This window comes from Hydrogenophaga sp., assembly GCF_965657535.1.
In the GTDB taxonomy this organism is placed as follows: Bacteria; Pseudomonadota; Gammaproteobacteria; order Burkholderiales; family Burkholderiaceae_C; genus Hydrogenophaga.
Genome location: NZ_CBFHOP010000009.1, coordinates 62,693 through 89,526, shown reverse-complemented (window position 1 = coordinate 89,526; position 26,834 = coordinate 62,693). Strand labels below are relative to the sequence as shown.

Genomic DNA, 26,834 nt, shown 5'->3' with positions numbered 1-26,834 from the left:
GAACCTGCAATGAACCGTTTTTTACTCAGCTGCGCTGCACTGGCCGTCAGCCTCGTTGTTTTGCCCGCTTCGGCCCAAAATGCCGTGCTCGATGCCGCCGCCAAAGAGGCCGGCGCGCTGATGACGAAGTCTGGTCTGGTCTACCGTGTGATCAAAGAGGGCAGCGGGGCCAACCCCGGCGCGACCGATACGGTGAAGGTTCACTACAAAGGCACTTTTCCGGACGGGAAGGAATTCGACAGTTCGTACTCGCGCGGCACGCCCATTGAGTTTCCCCTGAACCGCGTCATTCCTTGCTGGACCGAGGGCGTGCAGCGCATGAAGCTGGGCGGCAAAGCCAAGCTCACCTGCCCAAGCCAGATCGCCTATGGTGAGCGCGGCGCTGGCGGTGTGATTCCGCCCAACGCCACGTTGGTGTTTGAAGTGGAGCTGCTGGGCATCAACGGAAAATGATGCCTGCGGCGCTGTGGCTTACAAACCCACAGCGCCCAGGTCAATGAGCCCATTGGCCACGGGCGGGCACCAGAAGTAGGCGCCGGTTTCGGGTTCGGTGAAGGTGAAGAGGGCGTCTGTCACGCCGTCTTCAACGCCCGACATGCGACTCAGCAGCGCTTCAAACGCACCGAACGAATGCCCGAAAGCGGTGAAGACCAGGCCGCCGGCGTTGCCTTCGGCCCAAGGCATGGAGCGGCGCAGTACAAAGGCCTGTGGATCAAAGCTTTCCTGGGCGGTGCGCTTCACATGGGCCGAGGCCGGGGCATCGTCCAGTTCTTCGTTGCTGTCTTTGTCGCGCCCGATGGTGTGGTCTTGCTGCTGGCGCGCCATGGCTTCAAAGCGGCTCATGGTGTGGTGCCAGCGCTGCACCGCCACAAAGCTGCTGCCGGCCAGCGTGCCAGCAGACTCGGGCACCAGCGCTGCGGCGTGGGCTTCGCCGTCTTGCGGGTTTTCGGTGCCGTCTTCGTAGCCGGTCAGGTCTTTCCCGTTGTTGTGGTTGAACGCATCGATGATGTGCTTCACGTCGAACGCGGGTGCAAGCAGGGTTTCCAGGTGGCGGCTGCGGATCAGCAGTTCGCCCCGGTCGGTGCCGCGCAGCCAGATCCAGAGGTCGGCCGGTGTGGCGGGCAGTTTGATGCGAGCCCCGTCAATGCCCCGAAAGCTCTTCAGACCGGGGATGCTGGCACCCAGCTCGCGCACCAGTGAAGCGCCCAGACCGACCACGGTGTGTTCACCGTCGGCCTGACGGGCCAGGCTGCGCAGCACGGGTTGGGGCTCGGCACCCACCCGCAGCTGGCAGGTGAGGTAGCGGGCCTGCGCAGGGATGTTGGCAAGGATGCCGGGTTGGGCGAGGTCTGATAGGGTCATTGGGCTGGTTCCAGGGTGTGGGTTTGCTGAAACACCCCCGGGGGCATCGCAGCCCCCGAATTTACCAGCCGCAGCGCCGATCAGGTTGCGGCTTCGAGGCCGTTGCGAAAATGCGCGTGCATGCGCTGCTGCGTGAGGGGTGCATTGCGCGCCAGCAGGGCGGCCATCAAGGCCCGGTGTTCGGCCAGCGAATCGTCCATGCGGCCGCTCTTGAGCAGCGAGTTGTGGCGGTTGAGCTTCATCACTTTGCGCAGGTCGGCCACCATTTGCTCGCGCCATCGGTTGTTGGCGATCTCTAGCAGGCGCATGTGAAAGCGCTCGTTGATGGCGAAAAAACGGTCCCGGTCGGCGGTGGCGGCTTCGAGCTCGGCGTGCAGGGTTTGCAGCTCGGCGTGTTCCGCGTCGGTGCCGCGCTGGGCCACCACGGCGGCCGCGTCCGACTCCAGCAGCGCGAGCAAGTGGTACACGTCGGCCAGATCTTTGTCGGACACCTCGGTCACGTAGGCCCCGCGCCGCACCTTCATCGTCACCAGGCCTTCGGCGGCCAGCACCTTGAGCGCTTCGCGCAGGGGTGTGCGGCTGATGCCGTATTCCTCGGCGATCTTGAGCTCATCAATCCAGCTGCCGGGCTCCAACTCGCGGCTGAAGATGCGCTGGCGCAGCAACTCGGCAACTTCTTCGTACAGGGCTCGTGGTGCGAGGGACAGGGCAGACATGGGCGGTGTGACAGGGCTTTGTATAAGTGGTCGATTGTAAGTCAGCAAGAATATTTTGCATCAATAATTATGAATGATATAAAATGCCGCCTGCTCCCGTTGTCAACGTTGTCTTCTTTCTGTACCGACCAACCTCCCGCCCGCCATGAGCCAGAACAAGCCCGAATTCGCCCCCGCCACCCTGGAAGCCTGGACCAAGGCAGCTCAGAAGTCCGCGCCTGGTGCAGACGTGAACGCCCTGAACTGGCTCACGCCCGACGGTATCAGCGTTAAGCCGTTGTACACGGCCGAAGACACGGCCAACCTGCCTTACACCAATACGTTGCCAGGCTTTGAGCCCTTCATTCGCGGCCCGCAGGCCACGATGTACTCGGTACGCCCGTGGACGATTCGGCAGTACGCCGGTTTCTCGACCGCCGAAGAGTCCAACGCGTTCTACCGCAAGGCGCTGGCTGCGGGCGGGCAGGGCGTTTCGGTTGCGTTTGACCTGGCCACCCACCGTGGCTACGACAGCGACCACCCGCGCGTCACCGGCGACGTGGGCAAGGCGGGCGTGGCGATTGACTCGGTCGAGGACATGAAGGTCCTGTTCGACCAGATCCCGCTCGACAAAGTATCGGTATCGATGACCATGAACGGCGCCGTGCTGCCGGTGCTGGCCGGTTACGTGGTGGCGGCCGAAGAGCAGGGCGTGAGCCAGGACAAGCTGAGCGGAACGATTCAGAACGACATTCTGAAAGAGTTCATGGTGCGTAACACCTACATCTACCCGCCCGAGCCGTCGATGAAGATCATCGGCGACATCATCGAGTACACGGCCCAGCACATGCCGAAATTCAACTCGATCTCGATCTCGGGTTACCACATGCAGGAAGCCGGCGCCAACCAGGCGCTGGAGCTGGCCTTCACCCTGGCCGACGGCAAGGAGTATGTGAAGACGGCAATAGCCAAGGGCATGGACGTGGACGGCTTCGCCGGCCGCCTCTCGTTCTTCTGGGCGATCGGCATGAACTTCTATCTGGAGATCGCCAAGATGCGCGCGGCCCGCCTGTTGTGGACGCGCATCATGAAAGGCTTTGACGCCAAGAACCCCAAGAGCCTGATGCTGCGCACGCACTGCCAGACCTCGGGCTGGTCGCTCACCGAGCAGGATCCCTACAACAACATCGTGCGCACCACCATCGAGGCCATGGCGGCGGTGTTCGGCGGTACGCAGAGCCTGCACACCAACGCTTTCGATGAGGCCATTGCGCTGCCCACCGACACCAGTTCGCGCATTGCCCGCAACACGCAACTCGTGATCCAGGAAGAGACCCATATCACCAGCGTGGTCGACCCCTGGGCCGGCAGCTACATGATGGAGAGCCTGACGCAGGAAATGGCCGACAAGGCCTGGGCCATCATCGAAGAGGTCGAAGCCATGGGCGGCATGACCAAGGCCGTGGACAGCGGCTGGGCCAAGCTCAAGATCGAGGCGGCGGCGGCGGAGAAGCAGGCGCGCATCGACAGCGGCAAAGACGTGATCGTCGGCGTCAACAAATACAAGCTCAAGACCGAAGACGCCATTGAAGCGCGCGACATCGACAACGTGGCCGTGCGCGATGGCCAAATCGCTCGCCTGCAGCAGATCAAGGCCAGCCGCGACACGGTCAAGGTCGACGCCGCGCTGAATGCGCTGACCGCAGCCGCTGAGTCCGGCCAGGGCAACCTGCTCGACCTGAGCATCCAGGCCATTCGCCTGCGGGCCACGGTGGGCGAGGTGAGCGATGCGTTGGAAAAAGTTTTTGGGCGCCACCGCGCCGATACGCAAAAGGTGACCGGTGTGTACGCTGCCGCTTACGACTCCGCCGAAGGCTGGGACGCCCTGAAGGGCGAGATCAACGCTTTTGCCGAGGCACAAGGCCGTCGCCCGCGCGTGATGATCAGCAAACTCGGTCAGGACGGCCACGACCGTGGCGCCAAGGTGGTGGCCACGGCCTTTGCCGATCTTGGCTTCGATGTAGACATGGGCCCGCTGTTCCAGACGCCGGAAGAATGCGCCCGCCAGGCGATTGAAAACGACGTGCACGCGGTGGGCGTGAGCACGCTGGCCGCCGGCCACAAGACCCTGGTTCCCGCCATCATTGCCGAGCTTAAGAAACAGGGCGCCGACGACATCATCGTGTTCGTGGGCGGCGTCATTCCGCGCCAAGACTACGAGATGCTCTATGAAGCGGGCGTCAAGGGCATCTACGGCCCGGGCACGCCGATCCCGGCGAGTGCCAAAGACGTGCTGGAGCAGATCAAGAAGGCCTTGGGGCAGGCTTGAATCCCGCTTCTCGTCCCGGCATGACATCCGTTCGCTCCGAGCCTGTTGACGGGCTCACCCAGCCCCGGCAAGTGGCAGAGGCACCCCTGATGGAACGGGTGCTGCACGGCAACCCAGCCGTGCAGCGCCGGGCCATGGCCAAGGCCATCACGTTGCTGGAATCGACCCGCGCCGACCACCGCGCGCAGGGCGATGAGCTGCTCACGGCCTTGTTGCCGCACACAGGCCAGTCGTTTCGGCTGGGTATCAGTGGTGTGCCTGGGGTCGGCAAAAGCACCTTCATTGAGGCGCTGGGGCTGTACCTCATCGGCCTTGGCCACCGCGTGGCGGTGCTCACCATCGACCCGTCTTCCACCGTGTCGGGCGGCTCCATATTGGGCGACAAGACCCGCATGGAGCACTTGAGCGTGCACGAAAAGGCGTATATCCGGCCCAGCCCGAGCAGCGGCACGCTGGGCGGCGTGGCCGAAAAAACGCGCGAGGCCATGCTGGTGTGCGAGGCGGCGGGTTACGACATCGTGATGGTGGAAACCGTGGGCGTGGGGCAGAGCGAGACGGCGGTGGCGAACATGACCGACATGTTTGTGCTGCTGCAACTGCCCAATGCCGGCGACGACCTGCAGGCCATCAAGAAAGGTGTGATGGAGCTGGCCGACCTGGTGGTCATCAACAAGGCCGACATCGACCCCGACGCCGCCACCCGGGCGCGCGCGCAGATCACGTCCAGCCTGCGCCTGCTGGGGCTGCACGGCCGCTCGGAGCATGCCCACCATGATCAGAGCGTCTGGCACCCGCAGGTGATCGAAATCAGTGCGTTGCACAACCGGGGTGTGGACAGCTTCTGGCATGAGGTGAGCCAATACCGCTTGCTGCAAACCGCCAACGGCAGGCTCGCCGCGCGGCGCCAGCACCAGGCCAGCGCCTGGATGTGGGAGCGCATTGACGCAGGCCTGAAACAACGCTTTCGAGAGCACCCGCAGATCCGTGCACGGCTCGACGAAACCACCCGCCGCGTGCTGGCGGGTGGGTTGCCTGCCTCGACCGCAGCGCGCCAGTTGCTTGAACTGTTTGAATGAACCGTTATTCGATTTTTCTGGAGACCCCCCATGCAAGAAATCCTTGAACAACTTGAGAAAAAGCGCGCAGCTGCCCGCCTGGGTGGCGGGCAAAAGCGCATCGACGCACAGCACGCCAAAGGCAAGCTCACGGCGCGTGAGCGGCTGGAAGTGCTGCTGGACGAAGGCAGCTTTGAAGAGTGGGACATGTTCGTTGAACACCGCTGTGTGGACTTCGGCATGCAGGACAACAAGATTCCTGGCGATGGTGTGGTCACCGGCTACGGCATGATCAACGGCCGTCTGGTGTTTGTTTACAGCCAGGACTTCACCGTGTTTGGTGGTGCGCTGTCAGAAGCCCACGCCGAAAAGATTTGCAAGATCATGGACCAGGCCATGAAGGTCGGCGCGCCGGTGATTGGTCTGAACGACTCGGGCGGTGCCCGCATTCAAGAGGGGGTGGCCTCGCTGGGTGGGTATGCCGAGGTGTTCCAGCGCAACGTGATGGCCAGCGGCGTGGTGCCGCAGATCAGCATGATCATGGGTCCATCGGCCGGGGGTGCGGTTTACTCACCCGCCATGACCGACTTCATCTTCATGGTGAAGGACTCCAGCTACATGTTTGTGACCGGTCCCGAAGTGGTGAAGACCGTGACGCACGAGGAAGTGACGGCCGAAGAGCTGGGTGGCGCCGTGACCCATACCACCAAGAGCGGCGTGGCCGACCTCGCTTTTGAGAACGATGTGGAAGCGCTGCTGATGCTGCGCCGCCTCTACAACTACCTGCCGTTGTCCAACCGCGAAAAGGCCCCCGTGCGCCCCAGCGGTGACCCGATTGACCGCCTGGAAATGAGTCTGGACACCCTGGTGCCCGAGAACCCAAACAAGCCCTACGACATGAAGGAGCTGATCGTCAAGACGGTGGACGACGGCGACTTCTTCGAATTGCAGCCCGAGTACGCCAAGAACATCCTGATCGGCTTCGCCCGCATGGACGGCCAGACCGTCGGCATCGTGGCCAACCAGCCGCTGGTGCTGGCTGGCTGCCTGGACATCAAGTCGAGCATCAAGGCCGCGCGCTTCGTGCGGTTCTGTGACGCGTTCAACATCCCCGTCATCACCTTCGTGGACGTGCCCGGCTTCATGCCCGGTACCTCGCAAGAGTACGGCGGCATCATCAAACACGGCGCCAAACTGCTCTACGCGTACGCCGAGTGCACCGTGCCCAAGATCACCGTGATCACCCGCAAGGCCTATGGTGGTGCTTACGACGTGATGGCTTCCAAGCACCTGCGCGGCGACGTGAACTTTGCCTGGCCCAACGCCGAAATTGCCGTGATGGGCGCCAAGGGTGCGGTGGAAATCATCTTCCGTGAGGACAAGGGCGACCCCGAAAAACTGGCGGCCAAGGAAGCCGAATACAAGGCCCGTTTTGCCAACCCTTTCGTGGCCGCCAACCGGGGCTACATCGACGACGTGATCATGCCGCACAACACCCGCAAGCGCATTTGCCGCAGCCTGGTGATGCTCAAGGACAAGAAGGTTGAAAACCCGTGGCGCAAGCACGGGAACATTCCACTCTGATCACGAAAGAGAAGCAGAACATGTTTACCAAAATTCTGATCGCCAACCGTGGCGAAATTGCCTGCCGCGTCATCGCCACCGCCCAAAAAATGGGCATCGCCACCGTGGCGGTGTATTCCGAAGCCGACAAGGAAGCGCGCCATGTGGCGCTGGCCGATGAGGCGGTGCTACTGGGCCCTGCGCCTTCGCGGGAGTCTTATCTGGTGGCCGACAAGATCATTGCGGCGGCCAAGGCCACTGGCGCACAGGCCATCCATCCCGGCTATGGTTTTTTGAGCGAAAACGAGGCCTTTGCCAAACGCTGTGAAGACGAGGGCATTGCCTTTATCGGCCCACGCCATTTCTCCATCGCGGCCATGGGCGACAAGATCGCGTCCAAGAAGCTGGCGCTGGAAGCCAAGGTCAACACCATTCCCGGCTGGAACGACGCCATTGAAACCGCCGAGCGTGCGGTGGAGATCGCCAAGGACATCGGCTACCCGGTGATGATCAAGGCGTCGGCCGGCGGCGGCGGCAAGGGCTTGCGGGTGGCGTTCAACGACAAGGAAGCGTTCGAGGGCTTCACCAGCTGCCGCAACGAAGCGCGCAACAGCTTCGGCGACGACCGCGTGTTTATTGAAAAATACGTGCTGGAGCCCCGCCACATCGAGATCCAGGTGCTGGGCGACAGCCACGGCAATGTGATTTACCTGAACGAGCGCGAGTGCTCGATTCAGCGCCGTCACCAGAAGGTGATTGAAGAGGCCCCGTCGCCGTTCATCTCTGACGCCACGCGCAAAGCCATGGGCGAGCAGGCCGTGGCGCTGGCCAAGGCGGTGAAGTACCAGAGCGCCGGCACGGTGGAGTTCGTGGTCGGCAAGGACCAGGACTTTTACTTCCTGGAGATGAACACCCGCTTGCAGGTGGAGCACCCGGTGACCGAATGCATCACCGGGCTGGACCTGGTGGAGCTGATGATTCGCGTAGCCGCCGGCGAAAAGCTGCCGCTCACGCAAGACCAGGTGCAGCGCAACGGCTGGGCTATCGAATGCCGCATCAACGCGGAAGATCCGTTTCGCAACTTCCTGCCCAGCACCGGGCGCCTGGTGCGTTTTGCGCCGCCCGCGCAGACCATGTTCCAGTCCAACACCGATGCGCTGTACGGCGTGCGGGTGGACACGGGCGTGGTCGACGGTGGCGAGATCCCGATGTTCTACGACTCGATGATCGCCAAGCTCATCGTGCACGGCAAGGACCGCAACGACGCCATTGCCAAGATGCGCGAAGCCCTCAACGGCTTTGTCATTCGCGGCATCAGCAGCAACATCCCTTTTCAGGCCGCATTGCTGGCGCACCCCCGGTTTGTGTCGGGCGAATTCAACACGGGTTTCATTGCCGAGCAGTACAGCCAGGGCTTCCGCGCCGAAGATGTGCCGCACGACGACGCCGACTTCCTGGTGGCGCTGGCCGCTTTCGTGCGCCGCAAGTCGCGCGAGCGCGCAGCCGGCCTCACCGGCCAGCTGCCGGGTTATGGGGTCAAGGTAGGTCACGATTTCAGCGTCATCACCATGGGCACCAGCGGTGAAAACCGCTACACGGCTGTGCATGTAGACGAGGTGCTGGGCCAAGTGGGTTCTGCGGTGGTGACGGTGGAAGGCAAGCGCTTTGCCATCAGCAGCGGTTCGCGCCTGAACGACATTTGCATCACCGGCGAGTGCAACGGCCAGCCGTTCACCGCGCAAGTGGAGCGCGGCACGCTGCGCAACCCGCTGGCGCTGGTGGTGCAGCACAACGGCACGCGCATTGAAACCGTGGTGGTTTCACGCCGCATGGCCGAACTGCACCGGCTGATGCCGTTCAAAGCGGCGCCCGACATGAGCAAATACGTGCTGTCGCCCATGCCCGGCTTGCTGGTGGACGTGGCGGTGCAGGTGGGTCAAAAGGTACAGGCTGGCGAGCGTGTGGCCGTCATTGAAGCCATGAAGATGGAGAACGTGCTGTTTGCTGCGGCCGATGGCGTGGTGTCCAAGGTGCTGGCGTCCAAGGGTGAGAGCCTTGTGGTCGATCAACCGATTGTGGAGTTTGAGAAATGAGCGGCCCCGACGCTTCACCGCTGGGCGGCCCGGCGCCGGATCGGAAAGGCACGCCCCGTCCTTTCAAAGTCCTCGGCGTCCAGCAGATCGCCATCGGCGGCCCCGATAAATTGCGCTTGCAAACGCTGTGGGTGGACATGCTGGGGCTTGAGAAAACCGGCACCTTCCAGAGCGAGCGCGAGAACGTAGACGAAGACATCTGCGCCATCGGCAGCGGCCCGTTCAAGGTCGAGGTCGATCTGATGCAGCCCATCGACCCCGAGAAGAAGCCTGCTGTTCACACCACGCCGCTGAACCACATTGGTCTGTGGATAGACGACCTGCCCGTGGCCGTTGAGTGGCTTACGGCGCAGGGCGTGCGCTTCGCGCCCGGCGGCATCCGCAAGGGTGCGGCGGGTTTTGACATCACGTTTTTGCACCCCAAGGCCAACGAGGAATTTCCGATCGCGGGGGAGGGCGTGCTGATTGAACTGGTGCAGGCGCCACCCGAGGTGGTGGGTGCTTTTGCCCGCCTGGCGGCCCTGCCGGTCTGAACGGTTACCGGAGCGAGGAGACAGGCCCTGCGGCGTTCGCGCCAGCAGGGCCATTTTGTTGGTGACCCACCCGGCTCACTCGCAGATCATGTAGGTTATGGTCAAGGTTTCCAGCACCTCGAAATCGCCCGCAAAACCAGGCGGAATGTACAGCGCTTCGCCGGGGCCGGTTTCTTCAAACCCGCCTTGTGCGTCGTCTACCCGGCAGCGCCCTTGCAGCACGGTGAACAGCTCGCGCTCGGTGGCGCCCATCGCAATGCGCCAGCGTCCTGGTTCACAACGCCACACACCACAAAACAACTGGCCTGCGGGCAGGTGCGTGTCCACGGCATTCCAGGTTGCGCGCATGGGGTTGCCGCGAACCAGTCTGTCCAGTTTAGGGTGGTCTGTCACGGCGGGGCCGGCGGGTTCGGCGGCGAATTTGAGGAGGCGTGTGGTGGCTGGGTGCATCGCCGGATTGACGCAAAAAGGTGGCAATGCAAGGGCTCTGTGCCTGCAGGGGCGCCGGGCCTAACGGTTCAACTGGGTCCCAATCGGTGCTTTGTTCAACGCAACGGTGGGTGGTGATTTGCGTACGCTTGGGGCACAAGGGGTCTTCGCACATGCCGCACTGGAAGACCGGTTTCAACGCAGCAGGAGCGCGCCATGGACACCACACCCCACCCGTCGGCCAAGCCATTGTCAGCCGACCCCAGCGCCCTTCTGGCGCAGGGCGACGAGCGCTGGGCGCAACGCAGCCCCAACTGGCGTGAGCGCGAGCTGGCCATGCCGTGGCCCCAGGATCTGCTGGAACAATTCACCCAGCGCATGTCCGGCCACGGCCTGTGTGTGAGCCGCGCGCTGATGGTGTGTGACCGCCGCTATGCGCTGCATCAGCTGGTGCACGCACACAGCCTGGCTGATGACACGCTTCGGCTGGTGGCGGTCCAGTTGTTCCGGCGCTACGAAGCCCGGCAGTCGGGCATTCCGTTGTTGCACTGAACGTGCAGCCGAGCGCGGGACAGCTCGTCACCCCAAACGCACCGTTGCGGCGCTGCGCATGCGCGTCACATCGCATGCCAACGGTGCGCTGCAAAGGGATCCATCGCGTTGCAGGGCTTGGCCTGCACACGTTTGCCGCTGAGCGCCTCACGGGTGCCGCAGGCGCTCAGGTGTTCCATCTGACTGCCAGCGGTAAAGGTCTTAAAGCTTGGCGCCCAGGCACCGATAAACCGTCATATTGGCAAATCAACAGGAGCTGAGTACGCATGTCCGCCTATAAAACCTTTTACCCGGGCATTTGGCTGATGCGCCGCTTGCGCCTGCCCACCAAACTGGGGTTGCTGGCAGCCGTGCTGCTGGTGCCCTTGGTCATCACCTGCTTGCTCTTGGTGCAGCGCCTGGGGGCTGACATTCGATTTGCCCAGAGCGAGACCGATGGCTCGCGTGCCATCGCCGCGTTGACCCAGGTGGTCAAGGCGGTGCAAACGCACCGTGGTCAAACCAATATGCTGCTATCGGGCGTGGGCGCTGCCCGCGCACCGCTGGAACAGACCCGTGCCGAATTGCGCCAGGCCCTGGCGGCCACCGGGGCCGCGCTGGCACCGCGCCCCGACTTCGCTCTGAGCGCCGAGTGGGCCGCCTTGCAAAGCCGGCTGGAAGGGCTTGCGGCCACAGAGCGCGCCACTGCACCCGAGTCCTTTGCCTTGCACACCGCCCTGGTGGGCGACCTGCGGCGCTTTGTGTACACCGTGGGCGAGCGCTCCAACCTGTTGTTTGACCCGGAGCCCGCCACCTATTTCTTGATGGATATGGTAGTCGCCCACACCATTGGCTGGGGTGAGTCGCTGGGGCGCATTCGGGGCATGGGTGCGGGCCAGCTCGGTTTGCCCGAGCCACAGGCCGACGCGGTGGGCAATCTGCGTCTGCAATTTGACAACCTGCAGGCTGACACCGAAGACCTGCGCTTTGCCATGGGTTTTGCGGCTCGTTATGGCCAGGGCGACTTGAACGCTGAGCCAGCATTGGCTGGCACAGAATCGTTTCTGTCGCTGGCGCGCCGCAGCTTTGACGCCTCCGGCTCGGTGCAGGCCGACGCATTTTTCGCTGCAGGCACACAGGCTATCGGCTTGGTCGTCGGGTATCAGAATGGTGTCTTGAAACGCTTGGATAGCTTGCTCAGCCAGCGTATTGAGCACTTGCAGCTGCTGCGCAGGGTGGCGGTGATCGCCACGGTGCTGGGTATGGCTTTGCTGGCCTACCTGATGCTGGCTTTTTATCTCAGCTTCGTTAGCGACTTCCGACACGTTATTCAGGTGATGGGCCAAACGGCCGCAGGCAACTTGCGTGCCCATGTGCGCGTGCGCGGCAGCGACGAGCTGGCCGAGCTGGCCACGCTTTTGGAACGCATGATCGGCAGTCTTTCGGGCATGGTGGCCGAAGTGCGCAGCAACTCTGCGCTGGTAGCGCACGCAGGGCGCAGCCTGGCGGTAGGCAACCGCGACCTGGCCGACCGCACCGAGCAACAGGCTGCCAACCTGGAGCAGACTGCCGCGAGCGTGCAAGAGCTCTCGGGCACGGTGCACCAGAACGCCGAAACCGCCAGCGATTCAGACGCCCAGGCGTCCAAGGTACGCGATGTGGCCGAGTCGGGGGCCGCCTCCATGGCGCGGGCCGTGTCCTCTGTTGAAGTCATTCAGAAGAGTGCTCAGCAGATGAACGAAATCATCGGTGTGATCGACAGCTTGGCCTTCCAGACCAACATCCTTGCGCTCAATGCTGCGGTAGAGGCCGCGCGGGCCGGTGAACAGGGTCGGGGCTTTGCCGTGGTGGCCAACGAAGTGCGCACACTGGCCCAGCGGTCTGCGGCGTCGTCCAAAGAGATTCGCCAGCTCATCGAAGCCTCTTCGTCACAGGTGGAAACCAGCGTGCGCCAGATTCGTACCGTGGGTGGCAACATCACCGAAATCGTCAATGGCGTGCGCGGCGTGGCGGCCAATATGTCGCTCATCTCTGCAGCCAGCGCCGAGCAAAGCACTGGTTTGATCGAGATATCTTCTGCCGTGGCGCAGCTCGACGAGATCACGCAGCGCAATGCGCAGATGGTGGAGCGCGCGGTACAGCAGTCCAACCTGCTCGAAGAACGCGCCGCCCATTTGTCGCGTGCTGTGTCGTCGTTCATGTTGCAGCAGGGCACCGCAGAGGAGGCCATGGTATTGGTGGAGCTGGCACTGGAGCACCGCAGCCGCGCTTCGCGCGACACGTTTGTGCGCGATTTGAGCGAACCCGGTATGGCGTTTCACGACCGCGACATGTACGTATTTGCGCTTGATCGCAACGGCGTTTACCGCGCCTTTGGTGGCAAACCCGAAAAGGTCGGTAACCGGGTTCAGGACATTGCAGGCATCGACGGCGCAGCGTTGCTGCAGGCCATCGTGACGCAAGCCGAGGCCGCGCCGGGCTGGGTGGAATACGACATTGTCAATCCGGTCAATGGCAGCATCCAGACCAAGATGTCTTATGTCACCCAGGTGGATGACCTCTACGTCGGTTGTGGCGTGTACAAATCGTCGGTGCTGGCTGTCGTCTGACGCACGGCGCGCGCACGTTCAGTCAGCAGCGCCTCCTCGTTTGGCGCGTGCGCGGGCCAGTGCCGCTGCGATCACCGATCGCTTTTTGTCCAGGGTCGCTGGGTCGGTGTGCTGCGAGTGAGCGGCCAGATCGGCCAGCTTCATTTTGGCCTTGGCCTCCAGCCGCTGCTCGTGCTCGGAGGCCTCTCGAGCCGTGCGCAGCTGGTGTTGCTCGTAACGGCCGCGAGCCTGTTCGGCTTGCGTGTCGGTCCAGGCCTGCCAGCCGGTGCGTTCGCCGCTGACCACCTCCAGAGCAATGCAGTCCACCGGGCACACGGGCAAACACAGCTCGCATCCGGTGCAATAGGGTTCAATGACTGTGTGCATCAGCTTGTTGCTGCCCACGATGGCATCGGTGGGGCAGACTTTGATACACAGCGTGCAGCCAATGCACCAGTCCTCGTCGATCACTGCCACGGTGAGTGGCCCTTCAATGCCGTGCGAGGTGTTCAGCGGCGCGACGGGCTGACCGGTGATGGCCGCCAGGCGGGCTATGCCTTCAGTGCCGCCTGGCGGGCACTGGTTGATGCCCGCTTCAGCGCTCGCAATGGCCTGGGCGTAGCTGGCGCAATCGGGGTAGCCGCAGCGTGTGCACTGCGTTTGCGGCAAAGCGGCGTCGATGCGCCGTGCGAGATCGTTCATGCCGGGGAATATACCCGTGGGTGGGCGACGCCCCGGCGACCCGGGTGAATCAGGCGTTGGAGGCCTGATCGGGCTTGCTGGCCACCACAGCAGGTGCGGCAGGTGCAGCCGCGTTGGCCACCACGGCGAGGCTGGCGGGGGCCGTAGCGCTCACCACCGCAGGGGCGGGGGCTTCAGGCTTGGCCACGGCAACCACCGCTGGCGCTACCTGCGGCTTGACCGCCGCCTTGGCTGCCGTTTTGACCACGGTCTTGGTGACCGGTTTTGCCGCAGGTTTGCTGGCGGGTTTTGCCACAGCCACAGGCTGCGCCACCACCACAGCGGTTTTCACCGCCTTGGCGACGGGCTTGGCGGCAGGCTTTTTGGCGACCACGGTTTTGGCCGTGGCTGCTTGGACTGGCTTGGCCTTGGCGGGCGTGGCTTTCACCGGCACCACGTTGGCCGATGCCTTGGTTGGCGTGGCTTTGGACTTGGCGATGCCTTGAGGTGCCGGGTTTGCACCGGGCTGGTGGGCCACGATGAACGCCTTGACCAGCGGGTACACCATTTCGCGCCAGCGGCGGCCACTGAAAATGCCGTAGTGCCCAGCGCCTGCGGCTTCGTAATGCATCTTCTGCTTGGGCGCAATGCCGGTGCACAAATCGTGAGCCGCAGCGGTTTGACCGGAGCCAGAAATGTCGTCCAGCTCGCCTTCAATGGTCAGCAAGCCCGTGCTGGTGATGTCTTGCGGCTTGACGCGCTCCGCTTTGCCCTTGGGGTTCTTCACATCCCAGGTGCCGTTGACCAGCTTGAAGTCCTGGAACACCGTGTCAATGGTTTCCAGGTAGTAGTCTGCGTCCATGTCGAGCACAGCGTTGTACTCATCGTAAAACTTGCGGTGGCTCTCGGTGCTGGAGTCGTCGCCTTTGATCAGGTTCTGGAAGTAGTCGTAATGGCTGTCAGCGTGGCGGTTCGGGTTCATTGCGATGAAACCGGTGTGCTGCAAGAAACCAGGGTACACGCGGCGACCAGCGCCCGGGAAGCTCTCGGGCACGCGGTAGATCACGTTGTTTTCAAACCAGCTGTGGCTGCGCTGCACGGCCAGATCGTTCACTGCGGTGGGCGACTTGCGCGCATCGATTGGGCCACCCATCATGGTCATGGACAGCGGCGTGGTTTCGCCACGGCTGGCCATAAGCGACACGGCGGCCAGCACCGGCACGGTGGGCTGGCACACGCTCATCACGTGGCAGTTGCCGTATTTTTCTTGCAGGTAGCGGACAAATTCCTGCACGTAGTTCACATAGTCGTCCAGGTGAAATTCACCTTCTGACAGTGGCACCAGACGGGCATTCTTCCAGTCGGTGATGTAGACCTTGTGGTCTTTGAGCATGGTGCGCACGGTGTCGCGCAGCAGCGTGGCGTAGTGCCCCGACAGCGGGGCCACGATCAGCACGACCGGCTGGCCCTTGAGTTTGTCCAGGGTGGCCGAGTCGTCCGAAAAACGCTTGAAACGGCGCAGTTCGCAAAATGGCTTGTCGAACTCAATACGCTCGTGGATCGCCACGTCGACGCCATCGACATCTACCGTGTGAATGCCAAACACCGGTTTTTCATAGTCTTTGCCCAAGCGGTGCATCAGGTCGTAAGCAGCCGACACACGCTGGGCCAGGGGAAACTGACCCAGCGGCAATCCCGGGTTGCTGAACAGCTTGGCAGCAACCTCGGCCAGGTCAGAGAACGGCTCCATGATGGAGCGCTGGGTTTCGTAAATCTGGTAAAGCATGGGTGTTAAAAGACAGTTATGTTGCAGTGCAATATAACAGTATGACGCGAAAGGTGTGACGGTGAAAACACCTAAATTTCCAGCGTGGTTGTCACCTTTGTGAAAGAATTCACCCCCAGCTTTTGAGGCGGCGATGCTCGCCCGACGGCCTACCTGCACGGGTACGGTCTCGGCGCCTGCAGGTTTTGGCGTTGCTCTGGCCCGCCCATCTTTCAATTCCATCCTGCTTACCCATGCCTTTGCCTGCCCCCCAGTCCCCTGCCACTGCAACACCCACACCTTTGTCGGCCAGCCACCTGATCGGCTCGCAAGTCTTGCCCGCCACCGACCGTTTGCCGGTCCTGTTCGTGGGGCATGGCAGTCCCATGAACGCGATTGAAGACAACGCTTACCGGCGCAGTTGGCAGGCGCTGGGCCAGGAACTGCTGACGCGGGTTGATCGGCCCCGCCTCATCTTGTGCATTTCGGCCCACTGGCTCACGTCGGGCTGGCAGCTCACCGCCATGAGCGATCCACGCACCATTCACGATTTTGGGGGCTTCCCCCAGGCGCTGTTTGATCAGAAATACCCCGCTCCCGGTGCCCCTTCGCTGGCCCGGGCCATCAGCGAGCAGGTGTACCAGCCGGGCACCGTGCTGCCCTTGGGTCTGGACGAAGCCGAATGGGGGCTGGACCACGGCAGCTGGTCGGTGCTCAAGCCCATGTTTCCCGAGGCGGATATTCCGGTGGTGCAGCTCAGCATGGACTACAGCCGCCCGCCGGCTGAGCACTTTGCGCTCGGTCAGCAACTGCGGGCGCTGCGCGAACGCGGCGTGCTGATCGTGGGCAGCGGCAACATCGTGCACAACCTGCGTACCATGCGGCGCGAGGTGGCTGACCACCAAGCCTACGACTGGACCATTGAGTTTGATGCGTTGACGGCCGAGCACATTGAAAAAGGGCGGTTGCGCGCGCTGAGCGATTTCCAGCAACTGGGCAATCTGGCCCAGATGGCCCATCCCACCTGGGAACACTACCTGCCGCTCTTGTATGCGGCCGGTGCCGTGGCGCCCGACGAAGCGCCCCGTTTTTTCAACGACCGTTTTCAGGCCGCGTCGATTTCCATGCGCTCGGTGGTCTGGGGCTGAGCAGCCTCAAGGCGTCATTCGGGTGTGCTCTGGGCGCCGGCTTCCAGTGCCGCCGCCGCCGCCGCCGCCCGCAGTTTGTCTTTTTTGCTGGGGCGTTTGCCCTTGATGCCACCGTTGTCGGGCCCAACCGGGTTGCGGGGCACGGCCACTTCGACGGGTTCAAACCCGGCGATTTGTTCGCGCGGCAGGCTCAGGCCTTGTCGCTTTTCGATCAGGTTCCAGTGCGCTTCGGTGTCGGCGCTCACGAAGCTCACGGCCAGGCCGCTTTCACCTGCGCGCCCGGTGCGGCCAATGCGGTGAACGTAGTCCACCGCTGAGCGGGGCAGATCAAAGTTCACCACCACCGGCAGTTGGGCAATGTCGATGCCTCGGGCCGCCAGGTCGGTGGTCACCACCACGTCCCAGCGCTTTTGTTTGAACTCGTCCAGTGCTTGCTTGCGCGCGCCCTGGCTCAAGCCGCCGTGAAACGAGGTGGCGTACAGGTCACCGTGGTGCAGTTTCGTGGCCAGCCGCTCGGCTGCGTATTGCGTGGCCACAAACACCAACACCCGTTCCCAGCCGTTGTCTTTGATGAGCTTGCGCAACAGCTGGGTGCGCCGGTCGGCGTCCACCTGGATGACCCGCTGCAAAACCACGGCGTCGGCCACGGGTGCTGAAGGAATGTCAATGCGCTCGGGTGTTCGCAGCAGACCGCCCGCCAGCGCCTGCACCTCAGGTGGGAACGTGGCTGAGAAAAACAGGGTGTGCCGCTGGACCGGGAGCAGCGCGAGCACACGGGCCAGTTCGTCGGCAAAACCCAGGTCGAGCAGCCGGTCAGCTTCGTCCAGCACCAGCATGTCAACCGCCGACAGCCGCAGGGCGTTGTGCTCAACCAGGTCGAGCAGGCGTCCTGGCGTGGCCACCACCACATCGGCCCCACCGCGCAGTGCCATCATTTGCGGGTTGATGGACACGCCACCAAACAGCACCGCCACCTTGGGTCGCTCGGTCAGGTGCTGGGCCAGGCTGCGCAACACTTCGCCCACCTGTGCGGCCAGCTCGCGCGTGGGCACCAGCACCAGAGCGCGCACGCGCCGGGGTGTGTGCAGCGGCGCGCCCTGCAAGCGCTGCAGCAATGGCAGCACGTAGGCAGCGGTTTTACCCGATCCGGTCTGGGCCGTGGCGAGCACGTCTTGGCCCTGCAACACGGCCGGAATGGCGGCCTGCTGAATGGGTGTGGGGGCTGTGAAACCGAGTTCGGCAGCGGCTTGGGCGAGGGCGGGAACGAGCCCGAGAGCGGTGAATGGCATGGTGCGGTGTTTCTTTGCAGTTTAACGGGGCTGGACATGGCCGGCAGATGCGCGAGGCGCTACGATCGGCGCCCATGAAAAACAAGCTTTCAATGGGCGGCCTGGTGTATTCGACCGACGCGGGGCGCATGTGCCCCACCTGCCGCCAGCCGGTGGCCCAGTGTGTGTGCGGCCAGCGCAGCGCTGTGCCGGCTGGCGACGGCGTGGTGCGCGTGTCGCGCGAAACCAAGGGACGCGGCGGCAAGGCGGTCACGCTGGTGAAAGGTGTGGCGCTGGACGCCGCCGGGCTCACCGCCCTCGGCAAGCAGCTCAAGGCGGCTTGCGGCACCGGCGGCACGGTGAAAGACGGCGTGATCGAAATACAAGGCGATCACATCGACCGGATCGTGGCTGCGTTGAAAGCCCAGGGCCTCGTGGTGAAGCGGGCGGGCGGCTGAGCGCCTGTCAAAACCAGCCCGCCCACCACAGCCGCAGCCGCATGCCCAGCTCGGTCGTGTAACCCACGGTGGCGCCGCGCAGCTGGCCTTGGCCGTCCACCACCACAAACGCGGGCACCGCCTTGAAGCCCAGCGCGCGGGCCATTTCACCGCGCGGGTCCACCGCGGTGGGCCAGGGCAGCTGGCGCTGGGCCAGTACGCGGGCGACCGCATCGGCCTGGCCCGACTGCATGGCTACGGTCAGCACCCGACCGCCCGGCACCAGGCGGGTGATGCTGTGCTCTTCGGTGCGGCAAATGGGGCACCAGTCGGCCCACACATGCAGCGCCACGGGCTGACCCGGATGCTGCGCGCGCCAGGCGCTCAGCGTGGTTTGGGTGCGGCTGCCGTCGGCTTGAATCAAGGTAAACGCCAGATCGGTCGCCGCGCCTGCGGGAACGCCCCGGGTTTGCCACGCTTGCACGCCCAGCACCACCGCCAGCACCAGGGCCAGAGTACCGAGATGGTTTTTCCACTCGCGGCGCATGTGGCTGGCGAAGCGGGCTATCAACGCAGCACGTCCAGCAGGCGGTCCAGCCCGCCTTCATTGATGGCGACCATGGCCTGGGCGCGCACCGCTGGCTTGGCGTGGTACGCCACCGAAAGACCAGCCTCGCCCATCATGGGCAGGTCGTTGGCGCCGTCGCCCATGGCAATGGCCTGCTGGGGGCTGATGCCCAGCAGCGCACAGGTTTCCAGCAGCATCTTGCGTTTCTCCTCACCGTCGCAAATGTCGCCCCAAGGCTGGTCCACCATGCGTCCGGTGAGCTGGCCGCAATTGGGGCCGCTCTCGATCTCCAGCACGTTGGAGCGCGTGTAGTCGATCCCCAGGCGGTCGCTCACCACGTCGGTGAAGTAGGTGAAGCCACCCGATACCAGCAGCACTTTGAGGCCCGCCGCTTTGCAGGCTTTGACCAGCGCTTCAGCGCCTGGGTTGAGCTGCAGGCGCTGCGTCAGCACCTGCTCCATGTCGGCCACGGTCACGCCGCGCAGCAGCGCCACGCGCCTGCGCAAGCTGTCTTTGTAGTCGGTGATCTCGCCGCGCATCGCGGCCTCGGTGATGGCCGCTACCTCGGGCTTGCGGCCCGCGGCATCGGCAATTTCGTCCACGCACTCGATGTTGATGAGCGTGGAGTCCATGTCAAACGCGATGAGCTTGAAGTCGCTCAGGTTCAGCGGCGGGGTGAAGCCTTGCAGGGTCAGGCCGGGGGCGAATTCGGTGGTGGTGGTCATGGTCGGTTGGCGCTCAGGCCATTTCGGGTTTTTTGATGGGTTGGCCCAGGCTGCGCAGCACGTCGCGCACCAGCTGCACGCGGTCTTTCACCTCGGGCAGGGCACGCTCAATGCGCAGTTTTTCATTGCCCGCCAGCTTGATGTGGCGGTTTTTCTGGATCAGTTCGATGATGCGCATGGGCTCCACCGGCGGGTTGGCTTTGAAGGTGATGTTCGTCACGCCGGGCGCGGCGTCCACCTTGATCACGCCGTAGGGCGCGCTCAACACGCGCAGGCGGTGCACGTCAATGAGCGTTTGCGCCTGGGCGGGTAGTTTGCCGAAGCGGTCCACAATTTCTTCCAGCAGCGCGTCCACCTGGTCCGCCGTTTTGGCGGTGGCGAGTTTTTTGTAAAAGCTCAGGCGCAGGTGCACATCGCCGCAGTAGTCGCTGGGCAGCAGGGCGGGGGCGTGCAGGTTGATGTCGGTGGTGACGCTGAGCGGGCTCAGCAGGTCGGGTTCGCGGCCGGCTTTGAGCGACGCCACGGCTTCGTTCAGCATCTCGTTGTAGAGCTGGAAGCCCACTTCCAGCATGTTGCCGCTCTGGTTTTCGCCCAGCACCTCGCCAGCGCCCCGAATCTCCAGGTCGTGCATGGCGAGGTAAAAGCCGCTGCCGAGTTCTTCCATCTGCTGAATGGCGTCGAGCCGTTGGGCGGCTTGTTTGGTGAGGCCTTCGATGTCCGGCACCATGAGGTAGGCGTAGGCTTGGTGGTGGCTGCGGCCCACGCGGCCGCGCAGTTGGTGCAGCTGGGCCAGGCCAAACTTGTCGGCACGGCTCATCACAATGGTGTTAGCCGTTGGCACATCGATACCGGTCTCGATGATGGTGGAGCACAGCAGCAGGTTGTAGCGCTGCGCCACAAAATCGCGCATCACGCGTTCCAGGTCGCGCTCGGGCATCTGGCCGTGCGCAATCGCAATGCGCGCTTCCGGCAAGATTTCTTCCAGCTTCTGCTTGCGGTTCTCGATGGTGTCCACCTCGTTGTGCAAGAAGTACACCTGCCCACCGCGCTTCAATTCACGCAGCACCGCCTCGCGGATGACGCCGTGGTTTTCGCTGCGCACAAAGGTTTTGATGGCCAGGCGGCGCTGTGGCGCGGTGGCAATCACCGACAGGTCGCGCAGGCCTTCCAGCGCCATGCCCAGCGTGCGCGGAATGGGCGTGGCGGTGAGCGTGAGCACGTCCACCTCGGCGCGCAGCGCCTTCATCTGCTCCTTGTGGCGCACGCCAAAGCGGTGCTCTTCGTCGATGATGAGCAGGCCCAGGTTGTGGAATTTGGTGGATTCGCTCAGCAGCTTGTGCGTGCCCACCACGATGTCCACCGTGCCGTCGGCAATGCCTTTGATGGCGGCGGTGATTTCTTTGCCCGAGCGAAAGCGCGACACCTCGGCCACCTTCACTGGCCATTTGGCAAAGCGGTCTACCAGGGTTTGGTAGTGCTGCTCGGCCAGCAACGTGGTGGGGGCCAAGAAGGCCACCTGCCGCCCGCCGGTGACGGCCACAAACGCGGCGCGCAGCGCCACCTCGGTTTTGCCAAAACCCACGTCGCCACAGACCAGCCGGTCCATGGGGCGCGGGCTGATCATGTCCTGGATGACGGCGTGGATGGCGCCGCGCTGGTCGGCGGTTTCTTCAAAGCCAAAGTCGTTGGCGAAAATTTCGTAGTCTTGTGCCGAGAAACGGAACGCATGGCCCTGGCGGGCGGCGCGGCGGGCGTAGATGTTGAGCAGCTCGGCGGCGGCGTCGCGCACCTGCTCAGCGGCTTTGCGTTTGGCCTTGTCCCACTGGCCGCTGCCCAGGCGGTGCAGCGGCGCTTCGTCGGCACTCACGCCGGTGTAGCGGCCAATCAGCTGCAGCTGGCTCACCGGCACATACAGCACGGCCTTGTCGGCGTACTCCAGGTGCAGGAACTCCATGAGGGCGGGAGAGCCGTCGGGGTTCTTCTCGCCCATGTCCATCTCGACCAGACCGCGGTAGCGCCCGATGCCGTGCGCGTTGTGCACCACCGGGTCGCCCACGTTGAGCTCGCTCAGGTCTTTGATGAGCGCGTCCACATCGCTGACCTGCTCTTGTTTCTTGCGCCGGCGCGTGGTCGGGCCCGCAGCAAACAGCTCGGTCTCGGTGACGAAGTCGATACCGTGCTCAAGCGAGGAAAAGCCCACCGTCAGGGCGGCCGTGGCGATGCCTAATTTTTCGTCACTGGCCTGAAATTCAGCCAGCGCGTCGAAGCCGGGTGGGTTGACACCGCTGGCGCGCAAAAAGTCCAGCAGGCTCTCACGCCGACCATCGCTCTCGGCCAGCAGCAGCACGCGGTGCGCGGTGTTGCGGATGTGCCCCTGAAGCCTTGAAAGCGGGTCTTCCGCACCGCGCACCACCGACAGGTCGCCCAGCTTTTGCGCGAAGGCGTTGTCGGCTACGTCAGACACTGCCGGACGCAGCGCCAGTTGGGCGTGGGCGTTGGCTTCGGTGTAGAACTGTTCGGCCGAAAGGAACAGACTCTCAGGCGGCAACGCAGGGCGTTCGGGGTCGCCCTTGACGAGTCGGTAGCGGTCTTGCGTGTCTTGCCAAAAGCGCTGGAACGCGGGTTCCAGGTCGCCGTGCATCACCACCGTGGCGGCTTCGCCCAGGTAGTCGAACACCGTGGCCGTGTCTTCAAAAAACAGCGGCAGGTAGTACTCAATGCCGGCTGTGGCGACGCCATTGCCCATGTCTTTGTAGATGCGGCTTTTGGTCGGGTCGCCGTCGAGCAGTTCGCGCCAGCGGCTGCGAAACTTGGCGCGCGCCGCGTCGTCCATCGGGAACTCGCGCCCGGGCAGCAGGCGCACTTCGGGCACCGGGTACAGGCTGCGCTGGCTATCCGGGTCAAAGGTGCGGATGCTGTCGATCTCGTCGTCAAACAGGTCCACCCGGTACGGCACCAGCGAGCCCATGGGAAAGAGGTCGATCAGCCCGCCGCGCACGGCGTATTCACCGGGGCTCACCACCTGCGTCACATGCTGGTAGCCCGCCAGCGTGAGCTGGCCTTTGAGCTTGGCTTCGTCCAGCTTTTGCTTGACCTTGAAGTGAAAGGTGTAGCCCGCCAGAAAAGAGGGTGGCGCCAGCCGGTACAGCGCGGTGGTGGCCGGCACCAGCACCACGTCGGCACCGGTTTCCTTGTCGTGCTGCTGGATGCGCCACAGCGTGGCCAGGCGCTCGGAAATCAGATCCTGGTGCGGTGAAAAGCTGTCGTAGGGCAGCGTTTCCCAGTCGGGGAACAGCGCGCAGCGAAGGGTTGGCGCGAAAAACGCCATTTCTTCAATCAGGCGTTGCGCATCGGTGGCATCGGCGGTGACGATGGCGGTGAGCCGCCCGGCGGCCTTGTCGCGCGTGGCGATCTGGGCCAGCAACAAGGCGTCGGCCGAGCCGGTGGGGCGTGGCAGGGTGAAGCGCTTGCCAGGGTTGAGTTTGGGGAGATCCATAAAGGGCTCGGTGGCGGTGCCAGACATGACAAACACCCCCAGCCAGCGAAGGCGGGGGGTGAAGAGCCCTTGATTTTAGAATGTACGCACCGCCATGCCCGCCACCAGCACCCAATCCCCCCAAACCCACGCGCCCCGCTGTTATGCCTTGCTGCCCTGTGCAGGCTCAGGCTCGCGCGCTGGCACCCCCACGCCCAAGCAATACCAGCCGCTGGCGGGCTTGCCACTGGTGTTGCACACGCTGGCTGCCTTGCAGGCGGTGCCGCGTGTGGCGAGCTGTCTGGTGGTGGTGGCGCCAGGCGACCGGTTTCTGAGCGTGGACCACCCCGACGTACAGGTGCTGCCCTGCGGCGCCAGCAGCCGGGCGGGCAGTGTCTTCAATGGTTTGCAGGCGCTACAGGCGCAGGGCGCAGGGCCCGATGACTGGGTGCTGGTGCACGACGCTGCGCGCTGCCTGGTGACGCCGCAACAGGTGAACGACTTGCTCGACGCCTGCTGGGACGACCCGGTGGGCGGCCTGCTGGCCCTCAAGCTGCCCGACACGCTGAAAGTGGAGATACATGGGCGCGTGGCCGCCACGGTGGACCGCTCGGACAAGTGGCTGGCCCAAACCCCGCAGATGTTTCGTGTGGGTGCCTTGCAGGCCGCCTTGGCCGCCGCCCAAGCGCAGGGCTTTGCAGGCGTGACCGACGAAGCCAGTGCCATGGAAATGGCCGGTCAACAACCCCGGCTGGTGCCAGGCAGTGCCCAAAATTTCAAGGTCACCTACCCGGAAGACTTTGCCCTGGCCGAGGCCATTTTGAAAAGCCGCCCATGAACGCTTCTGCATTTCCTTTTCGTATCGGTGAGGGTTGGGACGTGCACGCCCTGGTGCCCGGGCGCCCGCTCATCATCGGCGGTGTGCGCATTGCCCACAGCATGGGCCTGCTGGGTCACTCCGACGCCGACGTGTTGCTGCACGCCATCACCGACGCGCTGCTGGGGGCTGCAGGCCTGGGCGACATTGGGCGCCATTTTCCAGACACCGACGAGCGCTTCAAGGGCGCCGATTCCAGTGTGCTGCTGGCCGAAGCGGCGCGGCGCGTTCGCGCGGCCGGGTTTGACATTGGCAACGTGGACAGCACCGTGATCGCCCAGGCACCCAAGCTGGCGCCACACATCGGCGCCATGTGCGAAAGCATTGCCCGCACCCTGGGTCTGGCGCTGGGGCAAGTCAATGTGAAGGCGAAAACCGCTGAAAAGCTCGGGCCGGTGGGGCAGGGCCTGTCCATCGAAGCTCGGGCTGTGGTGTTGCTGGGGGTGGTGGTTGGCGGTTGATTGCACCGCAAACCCGTTCAGGTCGCTGCTTTAACCAGTTTCATGTGAGCAGCCAGCCCGCCCGTGCTGCTGTTGGCCAGAGCAAAGCGCCCGCCCATGCGGGCAATGGCGCGGTCCACAATGGCCAGCCCAAGGCCCGTTCCCGTGGCCGAGGTGCGCGAGGCGTCGCCCCGGAAGAACGGTTGCGTCAGCTGTTCCAGCATGTCGGGCACCACGCCCTGGCCATGATCGCGCAACTTGACGAGCACACAGTCGTCTTTCGCCTTGGCGGCAATTTCAACCCTGGCGATACCGGTTTCCGGGTCTTTGCCGTAGCGCTGGGCGTTCTCCAGCAGGTTGGAAAACACGCGCTGCAGCTCCACGGCGTCGCCCATCACGATGGTCTCGGGTGGAATGTTGATGCTGACCCTGGTGTTGGGGTCCGAGCCCAAGGCAAACACCGCGGCGTCCACCACCTGGTTGAGGCTGACCTCCTGGGGCTGCAGGTGGTCGGGGCGGGCGTAGTCCAGAAACTTGTCGATGATGGCGTTCACCTGCTCAATGTCGGCGGCCATGTGTTCGCGTGCCTGCGGGTCGGCCACGCTCAGCTCCGTTTCGAGCCGCAGGCGCGCCAGCGGCGTGCGCAGATCGTGCGAAATGCCGGCGAGCATGAGGGCGCGGTCCTGCTCAATCTTGCTCAGGCGCTGGGCCATGCGGTTGAAGCCGATGTTCACCTCGCGAATCTCACTGGTGGCCACGGCCTCGTTGAGCTGGCTGGCATTGAAGTCGCCTTCGCGTACACGGCTGGCTGCAAACGAGAGCTTTTTCAGCGGGTGATTGATCAGCCGAGCGATCAGGGCGGCACCAGCGAGCGACAGCAGCGCGGCCGTGCCCAGCCAGATGAGCCAGGTGGTGCCCGCCACCGGGCCAATGCGCGACGGATCGGTCAGCAGCCAGTAGGGGTCGCCGTCGATGGTGAAACCAATCCAGAGGCCTTGCGTGCCGTTCACTTCGCGCGCCACCACCGTGTCGGTGCCGAGCCGAAGCCTCAGCCGCTCGCTCACGTTGCGGCTCAGGGAGTCCGCGTCGTACAGGCGGTAGGTGTCGCTGGGTTCCCGCGGTGCAATGCGCAAACCTTCTTCGTCGGCCAGCGTTTTCACCAGCGAAACCCGGGCAATGGAATCCGAGTGCACCAGCGCCGCACGGCTCAGGTTCACCAGCGAAGCCAGCTGCTGCGCACTTTGCAAGGCGCGCGGTTCGTACTCAAGGGCGCGAAACGTCTGAAGCCAGGCGACGATGCAGCCGACCAACAGCAATGCCAGAAAGAAAAAGGTGCGCCAAAACAAGCTGAAGCCCCGGGGTGGCCGAATCTCCAGAGGCGCTGGCACGGTTTCCAGTGTTGTCGGTTGGGTCTCGAACGGAACGCGCGACTCGTCGGACATCAGCTGTTTCCGTCCGGCACAAACACATAGCCCACGCCCCATACCGTTTGTAGGTAGCGCGGTGACGCAGCGTCTTCTTCAATGAGTTTGCGCAGGCGCGACACCTGCACGTCCAGGCTGCGGTCGAATGGCTCGAATTCACGCCCGCGCGCCAGCTGCGCCAGCTTCTCGCGCGAAAGCGGCTGGCGCGGGTGGCGCACCAAGGCCTTGAGCATGGCAAATTCGCCGGTGGTCAGCGGCAGGTCCATGCCGTCCTTGCGCAAGGTACGCAGGCTCAAGTCGAATTCAAAAGGACCAAACTTCACCACCTCTTGGTCTTGCGAAGGCGCGCCCGGCACCTCGGCGGGCGGGCGCCGGCGCAGCACCGCGTGGATGCGGGCCAGCAACTCGCGTGGGTTGAAGGGTTTGCCCAGGTAGTCGTCGGCACCCACTTCCAAGCCCACGATGCGGTCCACGTCTTCGCTTTTAGCTGTCAACATGATGATGGGCGTGCGGTCGCCGTTGGCGCGCAAGCGCCGGCAAATGGACAACCCGTCTTCGCCGGGCATCATGAGATCGAGCACGATGAGATCCACGGTGTCGCGCTGGAGTACGCGGTTCAGGGCTTTGCCATCTTCCGCCAGCATCACCTCGAAACCTTCCTGCATCAGGTAGCGGCGCAACAGGTCGCGGATACGAACATCGTCATCGACGACCAGAACCTTGTTGGGGCGGGCGTTGGTTTGTGACATGGCAACAACTCCAAAAATGTAACAAACGCGATTGTGGCAGCGCCAAGTGCTTGTCAGCAAACGTTTTTTATTTTCCTGACACGCTGTTACAGATGTTGC

Annotated in this window: 23 protein-coding genes; 12 read left to right on the top strand and 11 right to left on the bottom strand. The window is 63.7% G+C overall.

Annotated elements, in window-relative coordinates; all coding sequences use genetic code 11:
* The first annotated feature begins 9 nt into the window (after positions 1 to 9).
* Positions 10 to 453: an FKBP-type peptidyl-prolyl cis-trans isomerase gene (locus ACTG4K_RS15885; RefSeq protein WP_439115189.1), complete on the top strand. Its 444-nt coding sequence runs from the start codon at positions 10 to 12 to the stop codon at positions 451 to 453.
* A gap of 18 nt (positions 454 to 471) precedes the next feature.
* Here the strand turns inward: ACTG4K_RS15885 and ACTG4K_RS15880 are convergent, their stop codons facing one another.
* Both ACTG4K_RS15880 and ACTG4K_RS15875 read right to left on the bottom strand, forming a co-directional pair.
* Positions 472 to 1,362, bottom strand: a complete 891-nt coding sequence (locus tag ACTG4K_RS15880) for a Dyp-type peroxidase (protein WP_439115188.1) — start codon at positions 1,360 to 1,362, stop codon at positions 472 to 474.
* 80 nt (positions 1,363 to 1,442) lie between these two features.
* On the bottom strand, positions 1,443 to 2,078 hold the full coding sequence (locus ACTG4K_RS15875; protein ID WP_439115187.1) for a GntR family transcriptional regulator: 636 nt from the start codon (positions 2,076 to 2,078) through the stop codon (positions 1,443 to 1,445).
* 145 nt (positions 2,079 to 2,223) lie between these two features.
* On the opposite strand from ACTG4K_RS15875, the gene scpA reads away from it, so the two are divergent.
* From scpA to ACTG4K_RS15850, 5 genes are all read left to right on the top strand, one after another.
* Entirely contained in the window at positions 2,224 to 4,386 is a 2,163-nt protein-coding gene (gene scpA / locus ACTG4K_RS15870; protein ID WP_439115186.1) for a methylmalonyl-CoA mutase, read from the top strand.
* A gap of 89 nt (positions 4,387 to 4,475) precedes the next feature.
* Positions 4,476 to 5,462, top strand: a complete 987-nt coding sequence (gene meaB / locus ACTG4K_RS15865; RefSeq protein ID WP_439115256.1) for a methylmalonyl Co-A mutase-associated GTPase MeaB — start codon at positions 4,476 to 4,478, stop codon at positions 5,460 to 5,462.
* A 30-nt stretch (positions 5,463 to 5,492) separates the two neighbouring features.
* Positions 5,493 to 7,025: an acyl-CoA carboxylase subunit beta gene (locus tag ACTG4K_RS15860; RefSeq protein ID WP_439115185.1), complete on the top strand. Its 1,533-nt coding sequence runs from the start codon at positions 5,493 to 5,495 to the stop codon at positions 7,023 to 7,025.
* Positions 7,026 to 7,045: 20 nt separating this feature from the next.
* Entirely contained in the window at positions 7,046 to 9,097 is a 2,052-nt protein-coding gene (locus ACTG4K_RS15855; protein ID WP_439115184.1) for an acetyl-CoA carboxylase biotin carboxylase subunit, read from the top strand.
* A complete protein-coding gene (locus ACTG4K_RS15850; protein WP_439115183.1) occupies positions 9,094 to 9,630 on the top strand; it encodes a VOC family protein in 537 nt (178 codons plus the stop codon). The genes ACTG4K_RS15855 and ACTG4K_RS15850 overlap by 4 nt, the downstream gene beginning before the upstream one ends.
* Positions 9,631 to 9,705: 75 nt before the next feature.
* Here the strand turns inward: ACTG4K_RS15850 and ACTG4K_RS15845 are convergent, their stop codons facing one another.
* Positions 9,706 to 9,978, bottom strand: a complete 273-nt coding sequence (locus ACTG4K_RS15845; RefSeq protein WP_439115182.1) for a cupin domain-containing protein — start codon at positions 9,976 to 9,978, stop codon at positions 9,706 to 9,708.
* 297 nt (positions 9,979 to 10,275) lie between these two features.
* On the opposite strand from ACTG4K_RS15845, the gene ACTG4K_RS15840 reads away from it, so the two are divergent.
* Both ACTG4K_RS15840 and ACTG4K_RS15835 read left to right on the top strand, forming a co-directional pair.
* Complete coding sequence (locus ACTG4K_RS15840) at positions 10,276 to 10,611, top strand: hypothetical protein (protein WP_439115181.1); 336 nt, start codon at positions 10,276 to 10,278, stop codon at positions 10,609 to 10,611.
* A 266-nt stretch (positions 10,612 to 10,877) separates the two neighbouring features.
* Complete coding sequence (locus ACTG4K_RS15835; RefSeq protein WP_439115180.1) at positions 10,878 to 13,199, top strand: methyl-accepting chemotaxis protein; 2,322 nt, start codon at positions 10,878 to 10,880, stop codon at positions 13,197 to 13,199.
* Between the two features lie 18 nt (positions 13,200 to 13,217).
* Here ACTG4K_RS15835 and rsxB read toward each other — a convergent pair whose 3' ends face one another.
* Together rsxB and phaZ are read right to left on the bottom strand one after the other, a co-directional pair.
* A complete protein-coding gene (gene rsxB / locus ACTG4K_RS15830) occupies positions 13,218 to 13,880 on the bottom strand; it encodes an electron transport complex subunit RsxB (RefSeq protein WP_439115179.1) in 663 nt (220 codons plus the stop codon).
* Between the two features lie 49 nt (positions 13,881 to 13,929).
* Entirely contained in the window at positions 13,930 to 15,645 is a 1,716-nt protein-coding gene (phaZ, locus tag ACTG4K_RS15825; protein WP_439115178.1) for a polyhydroxyalkanoate depolymerase, read from the bottom strand.
* A 365-nt stretch (positions 15,646 to 16,010) separates the two neighbouring features.
* Here phaZ and ygiD point away from each other — a divergent pair, with 365 nt between their 5' ends.
* On the top strand, positions 16,011 to 16,772 hold the full coding sequence (ygiD, locus tag ACTG4K_RS15820; protein ID WP_439115255.1) for a 4,5-DOPA dioxygenase extradiol: 762 nt from the start codon (positions 16,011 to 16,013) through the stop codon (positions 16,770 to 16,772).
* 14 nt (positions 16,773 to 16,786) lie between these two features.
* Here the strand turns inward: ygiD and ACTG4K_RS15815 are convergent, their stop codons facing one another.
* Entirely contained in the window at positions 16,787 to 18,061 is a 1,275-nt protein-coding gene (locus tag ACTG4K_RS15815; protein ID WP_439115177.1) for a DEAD/DEAH box helicase, read from the bottom strand.
* A 74-nt stretch (positions 18,062 to 18,135) separates the two neighbouring features.
* Between ACTG4K_RS15815 and ACTG4K_RS15810 the strand changes: the two genes are divergently transcribed.
* Positions 18,136 to 18,498, top strand: coding sequence for a translation initiation factor Sui1 (locus tag ACTG4K_RS15810; RefSeq protein ID WP_439115176.1), 363 nt, complete (start codon positions 18,136 to 18,138; stop codon positions 18,496 to 18,498).
* A 7-nt stretch (positions 18,499 to 18,505) separates the two neighbouring features.
* Here ACTG4K_RS15810 and ACTG4K_RS15805 read toward each other — a convergent pair whose 3' ends face one another.
* The 3 genes from ACTG4K_RS15805 to mfd are packed head-to-tail and all read right to left on the bottom strand — an operon-like array spanning position 18,506 to position 23,266.
* The gene (locus ACTG4K_RS15805; protein ID WP_439115175.1) at positions 18,506 to 19,048 is read right to left on the bottom strand and encodes a redoxin domain-containing protein; all 543 of its coding nucleotides are present in this window, start codon (positions 19,046 to 19,048) and stop codon (positions 18,506 to 18,508) included.
* Positions 19,045 to 19,770 carry a phosphoserine phosphatase SerB gene (gene serB / locus ACTG4K_RS15800; RefSeq protein WP_439115174.1) on the bottom strand — a complete coding sequence of 242 codons (726 nt, stop codon included), beginning with the start codon at positions 19,768 to 19,770 and terminating at the stop codon, positions 19,045 to 19,047. The genes ACTG4K_RS15805 and serB overlap by 4 nt, the downstream gene beginning before the upstream one ends.
* Positions 19,771 to 19,783: 13 nt before the next feature.
* Positions 19,784 to 23,266, bottom strand: a complete 3,483-nt coding sequence (gene mfd / locus ACTG4K_RS15795) for a transcription-repair coupling factor (RefSeq protein ID WP_439115173.1) — start codon at positions 23,264 to 23,266, stop codon at positions 19,784 to 19,786.
* 94 nt (positions 23,267 to 23,360) lie between these two features.
* Between mfd and ispD the strand changes: the two genes are divergently transcribed.
* Both ispD and ispF read left to right on the top strand, forming a co-directional pair.
* Positions 23,361 to 24,083, top strand: coding sequence for a 2-C-methyl-D-erythritol 4-phosphate cytidylyltransferase (gene ispD / locus ACTG4K_RS15790; protein WP_439115172.1), 723 nt, complete (start codon positions 23,361 to 23,363; stop codon positions 24,081 to 24,083).
* Complete coding sequence (gene ispF, locus ACTG4K_RS15785; RefSeq protein ID WP_439115171.1) at positions 24,080 to 24,583, top strand: 2-C-methyl-D-erythritol 2,4-cyclodiphosphate synthase; 504 nt, start codon at positions 24,080 to 24,082, stop codon at positions 24,581 to 24,583. The genes ispD and ispF overlap by 4 nt, the downstream gene beginning before the upstream one ends.
* A 17-nt stretch (positions 24,584 to 24,600) precedes the next feature.
* Here ispF and ACTG4K_RS15780 read toward each other — a convergent pair whose 3' ends face one another.
* Together ACTG4K_RS15780 and ompR are read right to left on the bottom strand one after the other, a co-directional pair.
* On the bottom strand, positions 24,601 to 26,004 hold the full coding sequence (locus tag ACTG4K_RS15780; protein ID WP_439115170.1) for an ATP-binding protein: 1,404 nt from the start codon (positions 26,002 to 26,004) through the stop codon (positions 24,601 to 24,603).
* Positions 26,004 to 26,735: an osmolarity response regulator transcription factor OmpR gene (gene ompR / locus ACTG4K_RS15775; RefSeq protein ID WP_439115169.1), complete on the bottom strand. Its 732-nt coding sequence runs from the start codon at positions 26,733 to 26,735 to the stop codon at positions 26,004 to 26,006. Before ompR ends, ACTG4K_RS15780 begins: the two co-directional genes overlap by 1 nt.
* Between the last annotated feature and the right edge of the window lie 99 nt (positions 26,736 to 26,834).